The following is a 17,437-nucleotide window of genomic DNA, read 5'->3' on the forward strand; positions in this document are numbered from 1 at the left end:
CGCCCCCCCCGCGCCCCTCCCCCCGCCCCCCCCCCCCCCGCGCCCGTGGGTGTCGCCCGGTCACTCGTTCCGGAAGACGGCCTTGCTCACCTCGGCGGGGTTCTGGAACTCCTTTTTCCCGAGGTGGGAGATGCGCTCGGTGATCTCCCTGGACGCGTGGTTGTGCTCGGCGACCTTGCGGAGCTGGTCCGAGTTGGCCGGGTACTCCGCGCCGGACAGGGCTTTCTGCAGATCAGGGGGCCTGATACCCGCCATGGCTCCTCCAGGCGGTGAGGGGGGTGCTCGGTCTGTTCGCCGGCGCCGCATGCTGCGCCGGACCGGTCAGGTACCCCTCCCACGGAAGCGGATTCACGCGTTCCGGCCGCTCGTGGGACGCGTGACGGAACGGGTACTCGGGGGCCGCGCAACAGCCACGGAAGGCGGGCGGGAGGCCCACATGAGCGAGTACACCACCCCCTCCCAGGCCGAGGGCGAGGCGGAGCCGGACGAGGTCGGGGCGGAGCAGCCGCTCCGCACGACCCCGTCCCAGGCGGAGGGTGCCGACCCGGACGAGGAGAGCGGCGAGGAGGACGCCGGTGACGGCGACGGATGAGGGAGACGGCATGAGCACGGCACACACCAGCGTCCCCGAGGTACTGGCCGCGCTGAACGGTGTGACGTACCCGGCCGGCAGGGACCGGCTGGTCACGGCCGCGCGCGAGGCGGGCGCGCCGGACGAGGTGGTCAAGGTGCTGCGGGGCATCCCCGCCGAGGAGTACGCGGGCCGCGAGCAGGTGGCGAGGTCGGTCCGGGTGGACCCGGACCTCGGCCCGAACGCCGCCCCGCGGCGCGCCGAACGGGTGCGCCACGGCGGCAAGCCCGGACTCTCCCAGCACCTCAGGGAAGAACCGAGGACATCGATCCAGGAGGAGTTCGACCGCTGACGGGACGGCGGCGGCCGCACAGCGCGTGCCGTCCTTGACGCTCTGCGTAACCGCGACCTAGCGTGACTGGACACGTCTGGACAGGTAGGTCGCGATGACGCATCCGCAGGACCCCCTCGGCAGCACCGACGGCAGATCCGCCGCCCTCCCGATCCCCGTGGAGACGCACGGGCTGGACGTGATCGGGGACGCGGACCGCAAGGGCACCCCGCGCATGCTGTTCTGGCCCTGGTTCGGGGCGAACGTCTCCGTCCTCGGACTGGGCTACGGCGCGTTCACGCTCGGCTTCGGCATCTCCTTCTGGCAGGCGCTCGCCGCGGGCGCGCTCGGCATCGTCCTCTCGTTCCTGCTGTGCGGCTTCGTCGCGGTCGCCGGGAAGCGCGGCTCGGCGCCCACCATGGTGCTCAGCCGGGCCGCGTACGGGGTGCGCGGCAACCGGCTGCCCTCGGTGATCTCCTGGATACTGACCGTCGGCTGGGAGACCGTCCTCATCTCGCTCGCCACCCTGGCCACCGCGACCGTCTTCACCAGGCTCGGCTGGGGCGGCGGCACCGAGACCAAGGTGGTCGCCCTGATGGTGGTGGCCGCGCTGACAGTCGTCGCCGGGGTCATGGGCTTCGACCTGATCATGCGGCTGCAGACCGCCATCACCCTCGTCACGGGCCTGCTCACGCTCGTCTACATCGGCCTCGTCGCGGACCACGTCCACTGGAGCACGGTCAGCGCCGTCCCGGGCGGCACCCCGCAGCAGTTCATCGGCGCCCTGGTGTTCACGATGGCCGGCTTCGGCCTCGGCTGGGTCAACGCCGCCGCCGACTACTCCCGCTATCTGCCCCGGAGTTCCTCCAGCCGGGGCGTGATCGGCTGGACGACCTTCGGCGGCTCCCTGGCCCCCGTGCTCCTGCTGGTCTTCGGCCTGCTGCTGGCCGGCTCCTCCCCGAAGCTCAGCAGGGCCATCGCCGACGACCCGATCGGCGCGCTGACGACGATCCTGCCCACCTGGTTCCTGGTGCCGTTCGCCGTGGTCGCCGTCCTCGGCCTGGTGGGCGGCGCAGTCCTCGACATCTACTCCTCGGGCCTCGCCCTGCTCTCCGCCGGGGTGCGCGTGCCGCGCTATCTCGCCGCGTTCCTCGACGGCTGTCTGATGATCGCCGGCTCGGTCTACATCGTGTTCTTCGCCGGCGACTTCCTCGGTCAGTTCCTCGGCATCCTCACCACGCTCGGCGTGCCCATAGCGGCCTGGTCGGGCGTCATGCTCGCCGACCTCGCCCTGCGCCGCCGCGACTACGACGAGGGCGACCTGTACCGACCGGCCGGCCGCTACGGCGACGTGCCCCTGGTGCCCCTGGTCCTCACCGTCGCCGCCACGGCCGTCGGCTGGGGCCTGGTCACCGACACCGCCGCGCGCTGGCTGACCTGGCAGGGCTACCTCCTGCAGCCGCTCGGCCTCGGCGGGAAGACGGGCGCCTGGGCGTACGCCAACCTGGGCGTCCTGGCCGCCCTCGCGATCGCCTTCCTCGGCTCCCTGCTGCCCGGCCCGGGCCGGGTGCGCGCGCAGGAGGCCCTGGCGCCGGGCGCGGCGCCGGACGCGGGGGTGCTCAACGCATGAACACCGGGCTGCTCGCCGTCATAGACATGCAGTGTGTGCTCGCCGACCCGGCGAGCCCCTGGGCCGCGCCCCGGTACGCCGACGCGGCAGCGGGCGTGCACCGTCTGCTGCCGGCCTTCGCCGGCCGCGTCGTCTTCACCCGCTTCCTCGCCCCCCGGAAGCCGGCCGGCGCCTGGCGTGCCCACTACGGCCGGTGGCCGTTCGCCCTCCAGCCCCCGGACGCCCGGCTGTGGGACCTCACCGACGAGTTCGCCGGTCTGGCCGGACACGTCGTGGACACCACCACCTTCGGCAAGTGGACCCCGGAACTCGCCGACCGCGTCGGCCCGGACGGCCGTCTGGCCCTGGCCGGAGTCAGCACCGACTGCTGTGTGCTGTCCACCGCCCTGGCCGCCGCCGACGCCGGCACCGAGGTGCTGGTCGTGGCGGACGCCTGCGCCGGCGCGGACGACGACTCCCATCTCAGGGCCCTGCGGGTCATGGAGCTGTACCGGCCGCTGGTCCGGGTCACCACCGTCGCCGGTCTGCTCGCGGAGGACGGCCCGTGACCGGCGTCCCGCTCAAGCACCAGCGGATCAGCCGCCTCCTGGCCGAGGAGATCCGCGCCGGCCGCCGCCCGGCGGGGGAGCGGCTGCCCGGCGAGCACACCCTCGCCCAGCGGTTCGGCGTGAGCCGTACGACCGTCCGGGCGGCCCTGGCCGAGCTGACCGAGGAGGGCCTGATCGCCACCCGCAGCGGCAAGGGCTCCTACGTCGTCTTCGACGGCCGCCCGCCGGACGAACGGCTCGGCTGGGCCCGCGCGCTGAGCGTGCCGGCCGCGGACAGCAGGGTGCGCACGCTCGCCGTGCACGAGATCCACGACCGCGCCCTCGCCGCCCGACTCGGCCTGGACGACGACACGTTCGTGTACCTGCAGCAGACCCGCGAGCTGACCGCGGACGGCACCGTGACGTCGTACGAGCGCAGCTTCCTGCCGCCGGTGCCCGCGATCCGCGAGCTGCCCGGCCGGGGCCTCGGCGCGGAGCCGGTCAGCGAGGTGCTGCGGCGCGCGGGACTGCGGCCCGACCACGGCGAGGAGCGGTTGTCCGGGCGGCGGCTCGACGCGCGCGAGGCGGAGCTGCTGCGGCACGCGCCGGGGGAGTGGTTCCTCGAGACGCGGCGCACCAGCCGCGCGGCCGACGGCGGCTTCGTCGAGCACGTCGTCGGCCTGTACGACCCCGAGCACGTCCGGCTGCACCTCGCCTTCGGCTGACCCGGCTCAGGTGCGGCCCGCCCCCGGTAGAGGTCCAGCCCGGCCGGCCACGGCCCCGCCACCGGACCTCCCCCCGATCGGCACGCATGCCCCGGGCACCACCGGGTACGCGAGGCGGGAGCACGCCCGGGCAGCCCGTCCGGGTGGCCCGTACGACCACCGCTACCTGGGGATCTGCCATGGAGACACCCGCACACGACATCCGGCCGACGGCGGCCCAGCAGGCGCTGGACGCGCTGACCGTGAACGCCGAGGATCAGACCGCTCTGGACACCCTCGCCCACAGCGACGTGCTCGTCCCGGTGCCGGACGACGCGGTCGACGGCGAGGGCGCCGACGCCACGACGGTTTCCCTGCCCGTCCTCGAACAGCCCGGCGGCGACCCGGTCGTCCCCGTGTTCACCACCGAGGGCGAGATGGCCGAACTGCTGCCCTTCATCTCCCGCTACCGCCTCATCCCGCTCGGGGCGCTCGCCTCCCAGTGGCCCGACGAGGACCTCTCCCTCGCCATCGACGGCAGCTCCACCCACGCCCTGACGCTCACGTCGCAAGGGGTGCGCACGCTGCTGGCCCGCTGACCGGCGCCCCTCAGGGAGCGGGGCCGCATCGGCATGCGGCCCCGCCGTGGTGGGCGCGGACCACCACGACGCCCCGCAGCCGCGCCCAAACCGATCACCCCGCCCCACGGGCGGGAAAATGGGCCCATGCAATTCATCGCCGGCGCGGCAGGGGCGCTGCTCCTCGCCCTCGTGCTGAGCAGCATCCTGCGCAGTCTCGTGGTGCCCCGGGGCCTCTACTCCGGGCTGGTCTTCCGCCTGTGGTGGATGCTGCGCCGGCTGCTGAGGCTCACGACGTCCCGCGGTGGCTACGACGCCATCGACCGCGCGCAGACATGGCTCGCCCCGCTGATGCTCATCGGCATGCTCGCCACCTGGCTCGCCGGGGCCCTGATCGGCTTCGGGTTCCTGCTGTACTCGCTGTCCCCGCTGTCCTGGTCCACCGCGTTCCGGGAGGCCGGCTCCAGCCTGTTCACGCTCGGTTTCGCCAGCGGCGCCCGGTTGAAGCTGTCGGTGCTCGACTTCATCGCCGCGGCCACCGGACCGGTCCTGATCGCGCTGCAGATCGCCTACCTGCCCACCCTGTACAGCGCCTACAACCGCCGTGAACTGGAGGTCACCCTGCTCCAGGCCAGGGCGGGCGAGCCCGCCTGGGGCCCGGAGATCCTCGCCCGGCAGTGGCTGGTCGACACCGAGACCGCGCTGCCCGAGCTGTACCGCTCCTGGGAACGGCTCGCCGCGGACATGGGCGAGAGCCACTCCACGTACCCGATCCTGCTGACCTTCCGCTCGCCGCGTCCGCACCGCAGCTGGCTGGTGGGCCTGGTCGCGGTGATGGACGCGGCGGCGCTCCAGCTCTCCCTGGACCCGCGGACCGCGCCGCCCGAGGCCCGCCTGGTGCTACGGGCCGGCTTCAGCGCCCTGCGCGACATCGCCCGCGTCCTGCGCATCCCCTTCGACGCCGACCCCTCGCCCGACGCCCCCGTCCAGCTCACCTTCGCCGAGTTCGACGCGGCCGTGGCGATGATGGAATCGGCCGGATTCCGGACGGAGCGCAGCACCAAGGACGCCTGGCCGCAGTTCCGGGGCTGGCGGGTCAACTACGAGTCGGTCGCCTACGAGCTGTGCCGCATCTGCGACGCCGTGCCCGCCCTGTGGACCGGACCCCGCGACTTCCCCTGCGCCCCGATCCCGCCACAGCGGCCCGTGGACCGGCGTCCCGACGGAGGACGGCCGGAACTGCCCCCCGCCACGGAGTAGTCACCCGCCCTCGTGCAGGGAAGATCCCAGCGGGAGACTGGTCCGGCGAGTGTGAAGGAGCCGATGGTCGTGAGGGTCGTCCTGCTGGGCACCGCCGCCGGCGGCGGCTTCCCGCGGTGGAACTGCGCCTGCGAGCTGTGCACGGCCGCCCGGGACGGCCGGCTGTCCTCCCGGACCCGGGAGTGCGCCGCCGTCACCGGCAACGGCCGCGACTGGTGGCTGCTGAACGCCTCGCCCGACCTGCGCGCCCAGCTCGCCGCCACCGCGGCCCTGCGGCCGAAACCCGGGACCCGGAACACCCCGCTGCGGGGCGTACTGCTGACCGACGCCGAGGCCGACCACGTCACCGGCCTGGCCGAGTTGCGGGGCACGGCCGGCCTGCGGGTGTACGCGGCCGAACCGGTCCGCGCCGCCCTCGCCCCGGCGCGCGCCGCCCTGGACCGCTGCGCCCCCTGGGAATGGGCGGACAGCCTGGCCGAGGGCGGCTTCGTGCTGTCGGGCGGACTGGTCGTCACCGCGCATCCGGTGGGCACGAAGGCCCCGGAGTACGTCCCCGCGCGGCCGCCGGCGCCCGCCGGGCCCTGGGCGACGGCGTACCGCATAGAAGACCTGGCCAGCGGCGGCGTGCTGGTGTACGCGCCGGGCGTCGGCGAGTGGGTCCCGGCCCTGGACGAGCTGTGCGCCGAGGCCGACTGCGTGCTGCTGGACGGCACCTTCTACGCCACCGACGAGACGGGCGCGCCTCCGCGGTCCGGCGCCGGACGGCCGTCCGTGGGCCACCTGCCGGTCACCGGCCTGGATGGCACCCTCGATCCGCTGGCCCGTCACCTGGGCGCCCGCCGGATCTACACCCACCTCGACCACGCCAACCCGCTGCTCGACCCCGCCTCACCGGCACGCGCGCGGATCGCCGAGGAGGGCATCGAGGTCATGCCGGACGGGACCGAGCTGGTGCTCTAGTGCCGTGCCGGGCGTCGCGAGCCGGTGGACCTTTCCGGTCGCAGCACTAGCGTTCCTGACCCGTGAGCATCCGCTCCAGGACCTCGCGTTGCAGCGGCAGCACCTCGGCGTGCAGATCGCGGCCCTTGCGGGTGAGGGCGACCCACACCCCGCGCCGGTCCTCCGCGCACACCGAGCGCTCCACGAGACCGTCCTTCTCCAGCCGGCCGATCAGCCGGGACAGCGCGCTCTGGCTGAGATGGACCCGCCCCACCAGGTTCTGCACCCGGCACTGGTCGCCCTTCCGGGGCGACTCGACGGCCAGGATGTCCAGCACCTCGAAGTCGCTGGCCCCCAGCCCGTACGGATGCAGCGCCCGGTCTATCTCGCACGTCGTGTGTGCGTGCACCGCCAGAATGCCGCGCCACCGCTCCTCGAGGCGGGCGTCGGCCGTCTTCACTGCCATACCCGCACCGTAGCACCGATCCGGCCAGTCGTTGAGTGTGCAACTAGTGCGGGTGAAGAGGGACGAGCAGGGGCTCAGGCAGCCGGGTCCTGGAGGAGGCCGACCAGGTTGCCGTCGGCGTCCTTCACGGAGGCGACGAGCCTGCCGTTGCCGACGTCCCGCACGTCCTGGACCACTTCGGCGCCCGCCTCCAGCAGGGCCGCCAGCCGCTCCCGCAGATCGGTGACGTGCCAGAACGGCACCGGCCCGGTCAGGCCCTGGGCATGACCGTTCGGATCGAGGCCGACGTCCTGACCACCGGCCTTGAAGCCGATGTAGTACGGCTCGTCGACGAACGGCTCGACGCCCAGCAGCGCGGTGAACAGGGCCTTGGCCTGCTGCGGGTCCTTGACGGGATAGATGATCGTCTGCACGCCGGCGGTCATGGGACTCTCCTTGTGAGGTGCGTGTCCCGACGGGCCTCTCCGTCGGTGCACTCCACGCTAGGGCCCGGGGGCCCGCCGCGGCTTCTCGGATCCTGACCGGTTGCGGCGGACTCCCCGGCGGCGCCCTCACTCGCTGTGCAGCACCTCCGCGACGGTGAGGCGGGCCGCGCGCCGGGCGGGCGCCAACGCGCCCACCACCGCGATCACGACCCCCGCGAGCGCGAGGCCGGCCGGCTCCGGCGCATGCCGGACGTCCGTCATGTACGACGGCACCGCGAGCAGGGAACTGCGCGACCGGCCACGACGGAGCAGCGGGCACCCGGCGGCCTGGCACGGCCCCCATGGCGTGGTTCGGCCACCGGCGACGGGCCCGCCCGCGAGCAGCGGCCGGGTCCCCGCCGTGATTCCGGGGCCGCGGGCACGCTCCTCGGTCGCACGGCCGTTCGGTACCGGACAACGGTTGCCGAGTTCCGGACGCGACGGCCGCGCCCGCGCCACAGTGGGGGCACTGCGGACGAAATCGCCTGGGACGGAGGGCGGACGGATGAGGGGAACTCCCTCGGGGCGGGTGCGCCGGACCATCCTGGAGTGGCTCAAGGATCCGGCGGCCCACTTCCCGGCGTCCCGTCACCGCGATCCCGCCGGGACCGGCGTCACCGCACGGGCCGTCGCCGCCAAGCTCGGCGTGCCCCGCCGTACCGCCCTCGCCCACCTGGACTTCCTCACCCGCCTCGGCGTGCTGCGCGCCCGGCGGGTCCGCTGCCGCACCTACTACCGGCGCGACGACATCCGTGTGGCCGAGGTCACCCGCCTCTTCGAGAAGGGGTGGTGAGCTGTCAGGATGGGCCGATCCGACGGCGAAGGGGCCCCGCGCATGGACCGACCCACGGCACTCGTTCCGCTCCACTACGTCTCCCTGGGTGCCGTCGGCCCCGAGGACGTGGTGGCCGACCCGCAGGGCCGGGTGCTGACCGGTGTGGCGGACGGCCGGGTGCTGCGCATCCGCCACCTCGGTGACCCGGACACCGTCCGCACCGAGGTCGTGGCCGAGACCGGCGGCCGTCCCCTCGGGCTCGAACTCCTGCCGGACGGCGGCCTGTTGGTGTGCGACGCCGAACGCGGTCTGCTGCGGGTCGACCTCGGCGACGGCGCCGTCCGCGTCCTCGCGGACTCGGCGGCGGGGAAGCCCCTGCGCTTCTGCAGCAACGTCGTCGCGCTGCCCGACGGCACCGTGTACTTCACGGTCTCCAGCCGTCGTTACACCCTCGACCAGTGGATCGGCGACATCGCCGAACACACCGGCACGGGGCGCCTGCTCCGTCTCGCGCCCGAGGGCGGGGAGCCCGAAGTGCTCCTGGAGGGGCTGCAGTTCGCCAACGGCCTGGTCCCGAGCGCCGACGGCTCCTTCCTGGTGATCGCCGAGACCGGCGCCTGCCGCCTCACCCGCTACCACCTCACCGGACCCCGCGCCGGACACGCCGACCTCTTCGCCACCCTGCCGGGCATGCCGGACAACCTCTGGCGCGAGCGCCCCGACGGCCCGATCTGGGTCGCCCTGCCGAGCCCGCGCGTCCCCCCGCTGGACCTCCTGCACCGCGGCCCGCACGCCGTCCGCCGCGCCGCCGCCCGAACCGCCCTGCACGCGCCGTACCGGCCCTCCGGGACGATCGGGGTGCTGGCCCTCGACGACGAGGGCCGGACCGTCCACCACCTCACCCGCCGCCGCTCCGGCTTCCGCATGGTCACCAGCGTCTGCGCGACCGGCGCTCACCTGGTCCTCGGCAGTCTCCTGGAGCCGGGCGTCGCGGTCTGCGCGCGGCCCGACGGCGGCTGACCCGGCGGTACGCTGGTGCCCGGCCGTGATCACCCAGCGGGGGCAGGGCCGAACAGGAGACGTACGAGCATGACAGCCCCGGAAGCCGAGAGCCTCCGCGTCCGCCCCGCACCGCGCCGGCGGCCCGAGTGGCGCGCCCAGGCACCCGTCGTCGCGGTGGTAGCGATCGGCGGCGCCGTCGGCGCGTGCGCCCGCTACGGACTCACGCTCGCCTTGCCCACGCCGACCGGCGGCTTCCCCTGGGCGACGTTCTGGACCAATGTCGTCGGCTGCGCCGTGATCGGCGTGCTCATGGTGCTGATCACCGACGTGTGGGCCGCCCACCGGCTCATCCGCCCGTTCTTCGGCACCGGTGTCCTCGGCGGCTTCACCACCTTCTCCACCTACGCCGTCGACATCCGCAGGCTCGTCGGTGCAGGCCGCCCCGGAATCGGGCTGGCCTACCTCGCCGCGACGCTCGTCGCGGCCCTCGCGGCGGTCTGGCTGGCCTCGGTCGCCGCCCGCCGGGTGCTGACCAGGAGGCTGCCATGACCTCACTCACCGGCCGGGCCCTCAGGCTGACCGTCTACATCGGCGAGGACGACACCTGGCACCACAAGCCCCTCTACTCCGAGATCGTGCACCGCGCGCACGCCGCCGGACTCGCCGGGGCCAGCGTCTTCCGGGGCATCGAGGGCTTCGGCGCCTCCTCCCGCATCCACACCTCCCGGCTGCTGTCCCTGAGCGAGGACCTGCCGGTCGCGGTGGTCGTCGTCGACACCGAGGAGCGGGTACGGGCGTTCCTGCCCCAGCTCGACGAACTGGTCGGCGAGGGGCTCGTGACCCTGGAGGAGTGCGAGGTCGTCCGGTACGTCGGCCGCACGGCGGGGCCGAAGCCCGGTACGGCCGAACCGAAGGGTAAGAGCTCGTCGTGAACTGGCTTCTGGTCGTCCTGGGGGCCATGGTCGGCGCACCCCTGAGGTATCTCACCGACCGTGCCGTGCAGGCCCGCCACGACTCGCTCTTCCCGTGGGGCACCTTCGTGGTGAACGTCACGGGATGCCTGATCCTCGGGCTGCTCACCGGTGCCGCCTCAGCCGGAGCCGCCGGTCCCCACCTGCAACTCCTGCTCGGCACGGGGCTCTGCGGGGCCCTGACCACGTACTCCACCTTCTCCTACGAGACCCTGCGGCTGACCGAGGCCGGCGCCGGCCTCTACGCTGCCGTGAACGTCGTCGCGAGCGTGGTCGTCGGGCTCGCGGCGGCGTTCGCCGGTGTCTCGCTCGCCGGCGCTCTCTGGGCCTAGGTGCGTGCCGTACGGCCCGGCATAGTAAGAATTCTCTACAGCACTGTCGACCAACTCTCCTCAGAACTGGATTCCATGAGCGCCATCTCCGTCGGTCAGGCCGTCGTCCTCGGAGTAGTCGAGGGGGTGACCGAGTTCCTCCCGGTGTCCTCCACCGGCCACCTCAAGATCACCGAGGGGCTCATGAACATCCCCGTCGACGACAAGTCCGTCGTCGGGTTCTCCGCCGTCATTCAGGTCGGCGCCATCGCCGCCGTGCTCGTGTACTTCTTCAAGGACATCAAGCGGATCGTCTCCGCATGGTTCCGTGGACTCACCAACCGTGAGGAGCGCTACCACCACGACTACAAGTTCGCGTGGTGGGTGATCGCCGCCACGGTGCCGATCGTCCTCGTCGGTCTGGCCGCGAAGCCCCTGATCGAAGGCCCGCTGGCCTCGCTGTGGGTGGTCGCCGGTTCGCTGATCGCCGGTTCCGTCGTGATGTGGTGCGCGGACCAGATGGGCCGCCACAAGCGCGGTGAGGACGACACGTCCTTCAAGGACGCCATGTGGGTCGGCTGCTCCCAGATCCTCGCCCTGCTCTTCCCCGGCTTCTCCCGCTCCGGCGCCACCATGTCCACCGCGCTCATCCTGGACCTGGACCGCGTCGCCGCCACCCGCCTCTCGTTCTTCCTCGGCATCCCGGCCCTGACCGGCGCCGGCATCTACGAGCTGAAGGACGCCCTCGGCGCGGGCGTGGGCGCCGCCCCGCTGGCCGTCGGCACGATCGTGTCCTTCGTCGTCGCCTACGCCTCCATCGCCTGGCTGCTGAGGTTCGTCGCCAAGCACTCCTTCAACGCCTTCGTGATCTACCGGATCGTCATCGGCGTCGGCCTGCTCGGCCTGCTCGCCACGGGCACGCTCAACGCCTGAGCGAACCCGCCTGCCCACCCACGGGGTGCGGACGCCCGCGACCGGGCGCCGCACCCCGTGCCGTCTTTCCGGCGGCCACGCCTCGACTGTCGTCTTTCCGGCGGCCGCGCCTTGACAGTTCTCGCCCGCAACCCGCAGGATCGCTCCCGTGAACCTGTCAGACAGCCAGACAGGTGGTCCGGGGCCGCGGCGCGTGAGCGCCATGGAAGCGGTCCTCGGCCACCTCCGCGGCGCCATCGAACGCGGCGAGTACGCCATCGGCGACAAGCTGCCCTCCGAGGCCGAGCTGTGCCGCACCCTCGAGGTGTCCCGGCCCGTGCTGCGCGAGGCGCTGCGCGCGCTGCAGACGATGGGCCTCACCGTGTCCCGGACCGGCAAGGGCACCTTCGTCGTCGCGAGCGCGGTCGAGGACCCCACCTTCGGCGACTACGCGGCCAGCGACCTGCTCGAAGTGCGCCGGCACATCGAGATCCCGGTCGCCGGCTACGCCGCCCTGCGCCGCTCCCCGGAGAACCTGGACCACCTGTCCCACCTGCTCGACCGCATGCAGCGGGAGACGGACACCACCGCGTGGGTCGCGATGGACACCCTCTTCCACCTCGCCGTGGCCGAGGCCGCCCAGAACCCGGTCTTCCGCCGGGTCATCGAGGAGATCCGCGACGCCCTGGCGCGCCAGTCCGCCTTCCTCAACGAGCTCGGCGGCCGCCGCGAGCAGTCCAACCGCGAGCACCGGGCGATCGTCGAGGCGCTGACCGACGGCTCCGAGCACGACGCGGTGGAGGCCATGAGCCACCACCTGGACCGCGTCGAGACCACCCTCACCGACATCGTGCGTTCCCAGCGGACGGACCTCCCCACGGAAGGCGGAGCCGAGGCGTGAGCGAGCACCACCGGAAAGACGGGACGCGCCCCTGGTCCGGCGCCGCGTCCCGCGCTCGACGGCGATGAGCCAGAAGACCCGGAAGAGCGAGCCCGTCCGGCCGGCCCAACGGCCGCCGGGCTCCCCCCGGACCGAAGACGTGACGGCGGCGATCCCCGCCTGCGTCCCGGTCCCCCTGTACGCCGACGACGGCCCCGGACGCACCACCGTGCTCCGTCCGCCGCTGATCGTCGCAGCGCCGGTCGCGGGCTCGTACGGCATCCGCGGCCCGAGGGCGCGCAAGTCCACCGGCGCCGGCGCGTGACCCGCGACCCGGCCCATCCCGACTCGTAAATGCAGGCAGTGATGAACAGCAGCTCTCCCGCAGACGCACCCGTCGTCCGTGCGCCCCTCCACGCCCCCGTCGCCCACGTCGTACGCGGCGGGATCGTCGAGGGCATCCACTACGGCTCCGTCGTCGTTCTCGGCGCCGACGGCGAGGTCCAGTTCCAGCTCGGCGACATCGAGGCCGCCTTCTACCCGCGCTCGGCCGTCAAGCCGGTCCAGGCCGTGGCCATGCTGCGGGCCGGGCTGCCGCTCGACGGCGAACTGCTGTCGCTGGCCGCCGCCAGCCACTCCGGCGAGGAACGGCACCTCGCCGGCACCCGGCGCATCCTCGAACTGGCCGGGCTCACCGAGGACGACCTGCGCAACGTCCCCGACATGCCGTTCGACCCGGCCGTCCGGGACGCCTGGGTCCGCGAGGGCCGCACGCCCTCCCGGCTCGCCCAGAACTGCTCCGGCAAGCACGCGGCCATGCTGTGGACCGCCCGGCTCAACGGCTGGTCCCTGAAGGACTACCTCGACCCGGAGCACCCCCTCCAGCAGGCCATCGCCGAGATCGTCGAGGACCTGACCGGGCAGCGGGTCGCGCGGGTCTCCGTCGACGGCTGCGGCGCCCCCCTGTTCTCGATCTCCCTGCACGGCCTCGCCCGCGCCCTCTCCAGGATCGCCTCCGCGGCGCCGGGCACGCCCGAGGCCCTGCTCGCCGACGCGATGCGCGACCACGCCGAGATGGCCTCCGGCTCGGGGCGTGACGTGGCCGCGCTGATGCGGTCCGTGCCGGGGCTGCTCGCCAAGGACGGCTTCGAAGGCGTCCAGGTCGCCGCGCTGCCCGACGGCCGGGCCGTCGCGGTGAAGATCGCCGACGGCGCGAACCGGGCGCGGATCCCGGTGGCGGCCGCCGCGCTCGCCCGCGCGGGCGTCGATCCCGAGCTGCTGACCGGGTTCGCGGGAGAGCCGCTGCTGGGCGGCGGGGAGCCGGTGGGGTGCGTACGCGCTGTCCGCGCGCTGGACCCGGTCGCGCTCACCGCCTGCGCGTAGGACTCCGCCGGACCGGCCTTTCGAAGCCGCGCGCCGTTCGTCGCCCATCGCGCAGACCCCCGCGCGCCCCTGTCGGGGCACCTTCACCTCCGTGCCTCAGCCTTCATCTCCGTACCTCAGAAAGAGGACCCCTGCCCTCATGACCGCCGCCACCACCCGCAGCGAACACGACCTGCTCGGCGACCGCGACGTGCCCGCCGACGCGTACTGGGGCATCCACACCCTGCGCGCCACGGAGAACTTCCCCATCACCGGCACCCCGATCTCCGCCTACCCGCACCTGATCGACGCCCTGGCCGCCGTCAAGGAGGCCGCCGCCCTCGCCAACGAGGAACTCGGGCTGCTGGAGCCCGCGAAGGCCGCCGCGATCGTCGCCGCCTGCCGGGAGATCCGCGAGGGCCGGCTGCACGACCAGTTCGTCGTGGACGTCATCCAGGGCGGTGCCGGCACGTCCACCAACATGAACGCCAACGAGGTCGTGGCCAACCGGGCGCTGGAACTGCTCGGCCACGCCAAGGGCCGGTACACGCATCTGCACCCCAACGAGGACGTCAACCTCGGCCAGTCCACCAACGACGTCTACCCGACCGCCGTCAAGGTGGCGACGGTGTTCGCCGTGCGCGGCCTGCTCAAGGCGATGGCCGTCCTCCAGGACGCCTTCGCCCGCAAGGCCGTCGAGTTCCGCGACGTGCTCAAGATGGGCCGCACCCAGCTGCAGGACGCCGTGCCGATGACGCTCGGCCAGGAGTTCTCCGCGTTCGCCGTCATGATCGAGGAGGACCGCAGCCGTCTCGCCGAGGCCGCCGAGCTGATCCACGAGATCAACCTGGGCGCCACGGCCATCGGCACCGGCCTCAACGCCCCGGCGGGGTACGCCGAGGCCGCCCGCCGCCACCTCTCCGCCATCACCGGGCTGCCCCTCGTCACCGCCGTCAACCTGGTCGAGGCCACTCAGGACTGCGGCGCCTTCGTGCAGATGTCCGGTGTCCTCAAGCGGATCGCGGTCAAGCTCTCCAAGAGCTGCAACGACCTGCGCCTGCTGTCCTCCGGTCCGCGCGCGGGCCTCGGCGAGATCAACCTGCCGCCGGTGCAGGCCGGTTCGTCGATCATGCCGGGCAAGGTCAACCCGGTGATCCCCGAGGTGGTCAACCAGGTCGCCTTCGAGGTGATCGGCAACGACGTCGCCATCACCATGGCCGCCGAGGCCGGACAGCTCCAGCTCAACGCCTTCGAGCCGATCATCCTGCACTCGCTGTCGGAGTCCGTCACCCATCTCCAGCGTGCCTGCCTGACGCTGGCCGAGCGCTGCGTGTCCGGCATCACCGCCAACACCGAGCGGCTGCGCGCGAGCGTGGAGAACTCCATCGGCCTCGTCACCGCGCTGAACCCGCACATCGGCTACACGGCCGCCACCGACATCGCCAAGGAGGCCCTGGTCACCGGCCGCGGCGTGGCCGAACTGGTGCTGGAGAAGGGCCTGCTGCCCGCGGAGAAGCTGGCCGGCCTGCTGCGTCCCGAGGTCGTCGCGGGCAGTGGGGCACCCTTGGCCTGACCTGCGGTAACGGGCGGATATCAGCCTGTCCGCGAGTGGGCTCCAGGGCCGGTCCGGAGGGACAATGGTGATCATGACAACGACGTCGTCCCTCACCTTCCTGCCGGTCCTGGAGCGCATCGCCGAGGAGATCGGCCGCACACCCGGCCGCGGACGTCCGGCCGACTACATACCGGCGCTCGCGGCCTGCGACCCCCGCCGCTTCGGCATGGCCGTCGCCGAGCTGGACGGCACGGTGTACGGGGTGGGGGACTGGCGCGAACCCTTCTCCACGCAGTCCATCACCAAGGTCTTCACGCTCGCCCTGGACCTGGCCCGCGAGGGCGACGAACTCTGGGAGCACGTGGGCCGGGAGCCCTCCGGCAACCCGTTCAACTCCCTGGTCCAGCTGGAGTACGAGAACGGCATCCCGCGCAACCCCTTCATCAACGCGGGCGCCCTCGTCGTCACCGACCGCCTCCAGACCCGTACCGGAGACGCGGCCGGCGAACTGCTCGCCTTCCTGCGCGCCGAGAGCGGCAACCCCGCCCTGGACTTCGACAAGGAGGTCGCCGCGTCCGAGAACACGCACGGCGACCGCAACGCCGCCCTCGCCCACTTCATGGCGTCGTACGGCAACATCGACAACGACGTGCCGGTCCTGCTCGACCAGTACTTCCGGCAGTGCTCCGTCGCCGCCTCCTGCGCCGACCTCGCCCTCGCCACCGGCTTCCTCACCCGGCACGGCGTCCGCGCCGACGGCACCCGGCTGCTCACCCGCAGCCAGGCCAAGCAGGTGAACGCGGTGATGCTGACCTGCGGCACGTACGACGCGGCCGGTGACTTCGCCTACCGGGTGGGCCTGCCCGGCAAGAGCGGGGTCGGCGGCGGGATCATCGCGGTGGTGCCCGGCCGGTGCACGCTGTGCGTGTGGAGCCCGGGCCTGGACGAGCGGGGCAACTCGGTGGCCGGCGTGGCGGCCCTCGACCGGTTCACCACGCTCACCGGGCTCTCGGTGTTCTGATCAGCCCAGGAACTCGTGCAGCAGCGGCAGCAGCAGGGCCGTACGGCGCATGAGCGCCATGTGGGTGGTGCCGGGCAGCACCGCCAGCCGGGCGTCCGGGAGCAGATCCCGCATCTCGGCCGCGTGCTCGAGACGCACGAAGTCGGTGTCCCCGACGACCAGCAGCGTCGGCGCCCGCACGCCGCGCAGATCGTCGGCGGTCCAGGGCAGCGGCGCGTGGGCGGCGGCCGAGCACTTCGCGAGAAGGTCCTGGAACTTCTCGGGACGGGGCGCGACGGCCGCGTACGCGTCGGCCATCTCCTGGAAGTCCGCCCGGCTCGGCAGCCGCGGCGAGCCGGAGTCCGCCGTCCGCACCTCCGGGTGGTAGCCGTCCTGCCGGTACGGGGTGGCGGCGAGGACGAGCCGCCCGACCCGCTCCGGATGCCGTACGGCCACCTCGAGCGCGGTCAGCCCGCCGAGGCTGAAGCCGAGCAGGTCCGCCTGCCCGACACCGAGTTCGTCCAGCAGGGCCACCACGTCCGAGGCCAGCGCCGGCACCGACATCTCCCGGTCGGTGTCGGCGGTGTGCCCGTGGCCCTGGAGTTCGGGCGCGATCACCTGGCCCGTTCCGGCCAGAGCGGGCAGCACGGCGCCGAAGCTCAGGCCGATGGTGCACACGCCCCCGTGCAGGAGCACCAGGGGCCGCCGGGCGGAGGCCTCGCCGTGGACCTCGTAGTACATCCGAGGGCCGGCCGGCGCCGTCCGGGAGAAACTGCTCGTCACCGTCACCACGTCCGTTTCCGTCTGTTCCGCGTGCGGTGATGACCGCCAGGACCCGGGAAAGTCATCGCCGCGCACACGCCGGTCATGTCCGGGCCGCCCGCCGGTGGAGGGAGCGTCGCCTTCCGGCCATCCGGCGTTGACACGCTGATCCAGTGTTGGCCATGGCATTCCCCGTCGATCTGCGCCGCTGCCAGTTGCTCGGCCTGGCCGGTACCGCCTTCCTCGCGCTCGGCGGTGAGACGGCCGGTGCCCTGCCCGTCCAAAACCTGCTGGCGCCCGCGTCCGTACAGGCCGCGATCGGCCTGGTCGGGGTGTACTTCGGTGTCGTCCTGCTGATAGCCGCCTGGGTGCTACTGGGCCGCCTGGTCGGCTCGGCGACGAGGAACGTCATGTCGAAGCGGGTGAACATGCCGGAG

At 73.1% G+C, this 17,437-nt stretch carries 24 protein-coding genes and 1 pseudogene; 20 read left to right on the forward strand and 5 right to left on the reverse strand.

All coding sequences use genetic code 11. From position 1 onward, the window contains the following. Nucleotides 1-60: 60 nt before the first annotated feature. On the reverse strand, nt 61-255 hold the full coding sequence (locus ACWEN3_RS21915) for a DUF2795 domain-containing protein (protein ID WP_452973488.1): 195 nt from the start codon (nt 253-255) through the stop codon (nt 61-63). Between the two features lie 181 nt (nt 256-436). Between ACWEN3_RS21915 and ACWEN3_RS21920 the strand changes: the two genes are divergently transcribed. The 8 genes from ACWEN3_RS21920 to pqqB all read left to right on the forward strand — a co-directional run bounded on the left by ACWEN3_RS21920 (nt 437) and on the right by pqqB (nt 6,561). Further along, complete coding sequence (locus ACWEN3_RS21920; RefSeq protein ID WP_452973491.1) at nt 437-592, forward strand: hypothetical protein; 156 nt, start codon at nt 437-439, stop codon at nt 590-592. Between the two features lie 10 nt (nt 593-602). After that, nucleotides 603-923: a DUF2795 domain-containing protein gene (locus ACWEN3_RS21925; protein ID WP_452973494.1), complete on the forward strand. Its 321-nt coding sequence runs from the start codon at nt 603-605 to the stop codon at nt 921-923. Nucleotides 924-1,017: 94 nt separating this feature from the next. Continuing rightward, complete coding sequence (locus ACWEN3_RS21930; RefSeq protein ID WP_452973496.1) at nt 1,018-2,532, forward strand: purine-cytosine permease family protein; 1,515 nt, start codon at nt 1,018-1,020, stop codon at nt 2,530-2,532. Then, nucleotides 2,529-3,080 carry an isochorismatase family protein gene (locus ACWEN3_RS21935; RefSeq protein ID WP_452973499.1) on the forward strand — a complete coding sequence of 184 codons (552 nt, stop codon included), beginning with the start codon at nt 2,529-2,531 and terminating at the stop codon, nt 3,078-3,080. The genes ACWEN3_RS21930 and ACWEN3_RS21935 overlap by 4 nt, the downstream gene beginning before the upstream one ends. After that, a complete protein-coding gene (locus ACWEN3_RS21940) occupies nt 3,077-3,784 on the forward strand; it encodes a GntR family transcriptional regulator (RefSeq protein ID WP_452973502.1) in 708 nt (235 codons plus the stop codon). The genes ACWEN3_RS21935 and ACWEN3_RS21940 overlap by 4 nt, the downstream gene beginning before the upstream one ends. A gap of 179 nt (nt 3,785-3,963) precedes the next feature. Beyond that, nucleotides 3,964-4,362 (forward strand): SseB family protein, encoded by a 399-nt coding sequence (locus ACWEN3_RS21945; RefSeq protein ID WP_452973505.1) that lies wholly within the window; start codon nt 3,964-3,966, stop codon nt 4,360-4,362. Between the two features lie 126 nt (nt 4,363-4,488). Beyond that, nucleotides 4,489-5,601 carry a hypothetical protein gene (locus ACWEN3_RS21950; RefSeq protein WP_452973508.1) on the forward strand — a complete coding sequence of 371 codons (1,113 nt, stop codon included), beginning with the start codon at nt 4,489-4,491 and terminating at the stop codon, nt 5,599-5,601. Nucleotides 5,602-5,664: 63 nt separating this feature from the next. After that, entirely contained in the window at nt 5,665-6,561 is an 897-nt protein-coding gene (gene pqqB / locus ACWEN3_RS21955) for a pyrroloquinoline quinone biosynthesis protein PqqB (protein ID WP_452973511.1), read from the forward strand. A 46-nt stretch (nt 6,562-6,607) separates the two neighbouring features. Here the strand turns inward: pqqB and ACWEN3_RS21960 are convergent, their stop codons facing one another. The 3 genes from ACWEN3_RS21960 to ACWEN3_RS21970 form a co-directional block, all read right to left on the reverse strand. Next, nucleotides 6,608-7,006 carry a MarR family winged helix-turn-helix transcriptional regulator gene (locus tag ACWEN3_RS21960; protein WP_452973513.1) on the reverse strand — a complete coding sequence of 133 codons (399 nt, stop codon included), beginning with the start codon at nt 7,004-7,006 and terminating at the stop codon, nt 6,608-6,610. A gap of 74 nt (nt 7,007-7,080) precedes the next feature. Further along, nucleotides 7,081-7,431: a VOC family protein gene (locus ACWEN3_RS21965; RefSeq protein WP_452973516.1), complete on the reverse strand. Its 351-nt coding sequence runs from the start codon at nt 7,429-7,431 to the stop codon at nt 7,081-7,083. A gap of 126 nt (nt 7,432-7,557) precedes the next feature. Beyond that, nucleotides 7,558-7,692 carry a hypothetical protein gene (locus ACWEN3_RS21970; protein ID WP_452973519.1) on the reverse strand — a complete coding sequence of 45 codons (135 nt, stop codon included), beginning with the start codon at nt 7,690-7,692 and terminating at the stop codon, nt 7,558-7,560. Nucleotides 7,693-7,975: 283 nt separating this feature from the next. Between ACWEN3_RS21970 and ACWEN3_RS21975 the strand changes: the two genes are divergently transcribed. From ACWEN3_RS21975 to ACWEN3_RS22025, 11 genes are all read left to right on the forward strand, one after another. Further along, nucleotides 7,976-8,263, forward strand: coding sequence for a helix-turn-helix domain-containing protein (locus tag ACWEN3_RS21975; RefSeq protein WP_452973522.1), 288 nt, complete (start codon nt 7,976-7,978; stop codon nt 8,261-8,263). Nucleotides 8,264-8,305: 42 nt separating this feature from the next. Then, a complete protein-coding gene (locus tag ACWEN3_RS21980; protein ID WP_452973525.1) occupies nt 8,306-9,265 on the forward strand; it encodes an SMP-30/gluconolactonase/LRE family protein in 960 nt (319 codons plus the stop codon). 69 nt (nt 9,266-9,334) lie between these two features. Beyond that, nucleotides 9,335-9,796, forward strand: a complete 462-nt coding sequence (crcB, locus tag ACWEN3_RS21985) for a fluoride efflux transporter CrcB (RefSeq protein WP_452973528.1) — start codon at nt 9,335-9,337, stop codon at nt 9,794-9,796. Further along, complete coding sequence (locus ACWEN3_RS21990; protein WP_452973531.1) at nt 9,793-10,179, forward strand: DUF190 domain-containing protein; 387 nt, start codon at nt 9,793-9,795, stop codon at nt 10,177-10,179. The genes crcB (ACWEN3_RS21985) and ACWEN3_RS21990 overlap by 4 nt, the downstream gene beginning before the upstream one ends. Continuing rightward, nucleotides 10,176-10,550: a fluoride efflux transporter CrcB gene (gene crcB, locus ACWEN3_RS21995; RefSeq protein WP_452973534.1), complete on the forward strand. Its 375-nt coding sequence runs from the start codon at nt 10,176-10,178 to the stop codon at nt 10,548-10,550. Before ACWEN3_RS21990 ends, crcB (ACWEN3_RS21995) begins: the two co-directional genes overlap by 4 nt. Nucleotides 10,551-10,625: 75 nt before the next feature. Beyond that, nucleotides 10,626-11,462 (forward strand): undecaprenyl-diphosphate phosphatase, encoded by an 837-nt coding sequence (locus ACWEN3_RS22000; protein WP_452973537.1) that lies wholly within the window; start codon nt 10,626-10,628, stop codon nt 11,460-11,462. Nucleotides 11,463-11,610: 148 nt separating this feature from the next. Further along, the gene (locus tag ACWEN3_RS22005; protein WP_452973539.1) at nt 11,611-12,342 is read left to right on the forward strand and encodes a FadR/GntR family transcriptional regulator; all 732 of its coding nucleotides are present in this window, start codon (nt 11,611-11,613) and stop codon (nt 12,340-12,342) included. Between the two features lie 64 nt (nt 12,343-12,406). Continuing rightward, nucleotides 12,407-12,646 (forward strand): hypothetical protein, encoded by a 240-nt coding sequence (locus tag ACWEN3_RS22010; protein WP_452973542.1) that lies wholly within the window; start codon nt 12,407-12,409, stop codon nt 12,644-12,646. Nucleotides 12,647-12,687: 41 nt separating this feature from the next. After that, a complete protein-coding gene (locus ACWEN3_RS22015) occupies nt 12,688-13,704 on the forward strand; it encodes an asparaginase (protein WP_452973545.1) in 1,017 nt (338 codons plus the stop codon). Nucleotides 13,705-13,843: 139 nt separating this feature from the next. Further along, a complete protein-coding gene (aspA, locus tag ACWEN3_RS22020) occupies nt 13,844-15,256 on the forward strand; it encodes an aspartate ammonia-lyase (protein ID WP_452973548.1) in 1,413 nt (470 codons plus the stop codon). A 64-nt stretch (nt 15,257-15,320) separates the two neighbouring features. Next, nucleotides 15,321-16,259: a glutaminase gene (locus tag ACWEN3_RS22025; protein WP_452973551.1), complete on the forward strand. Its 939-nt coding sequence runs from the start codon at nt 15,321-15,323 to the stop codon at nt 16,257-16,259. Here the strand turns inward: ACWEN3_RS22025 and ACWEN3_RS22030 are convergent, their stop codons facing one another. After that, the gene (locus ACWEN3_RS22030) at nt 16,260-17,030 is read right to left on the reverse strand and encodes an alpha/beta fold hydrolase (protein ID WP_452973554.1); all 771 of its coding nucleotides are present in this window, start codon (nt 17,028-17,030) and stop codon (nt 16,260-16,262) included. 152 nt (nt 17,031-17,182) lie between these two features. Here ACWEN3_RS22030 and ACWEN3_RS22035 point away from each other — a divergent pair. After that, nucleotides 17,183-17,437, forward strand: a pseudogene (locus ACWEN3_RS22035) (hypothetical protein); the annotation flags it as partial.

The organism is Streptomyces sp. NPDC004561, assembly GCF_053602155.1.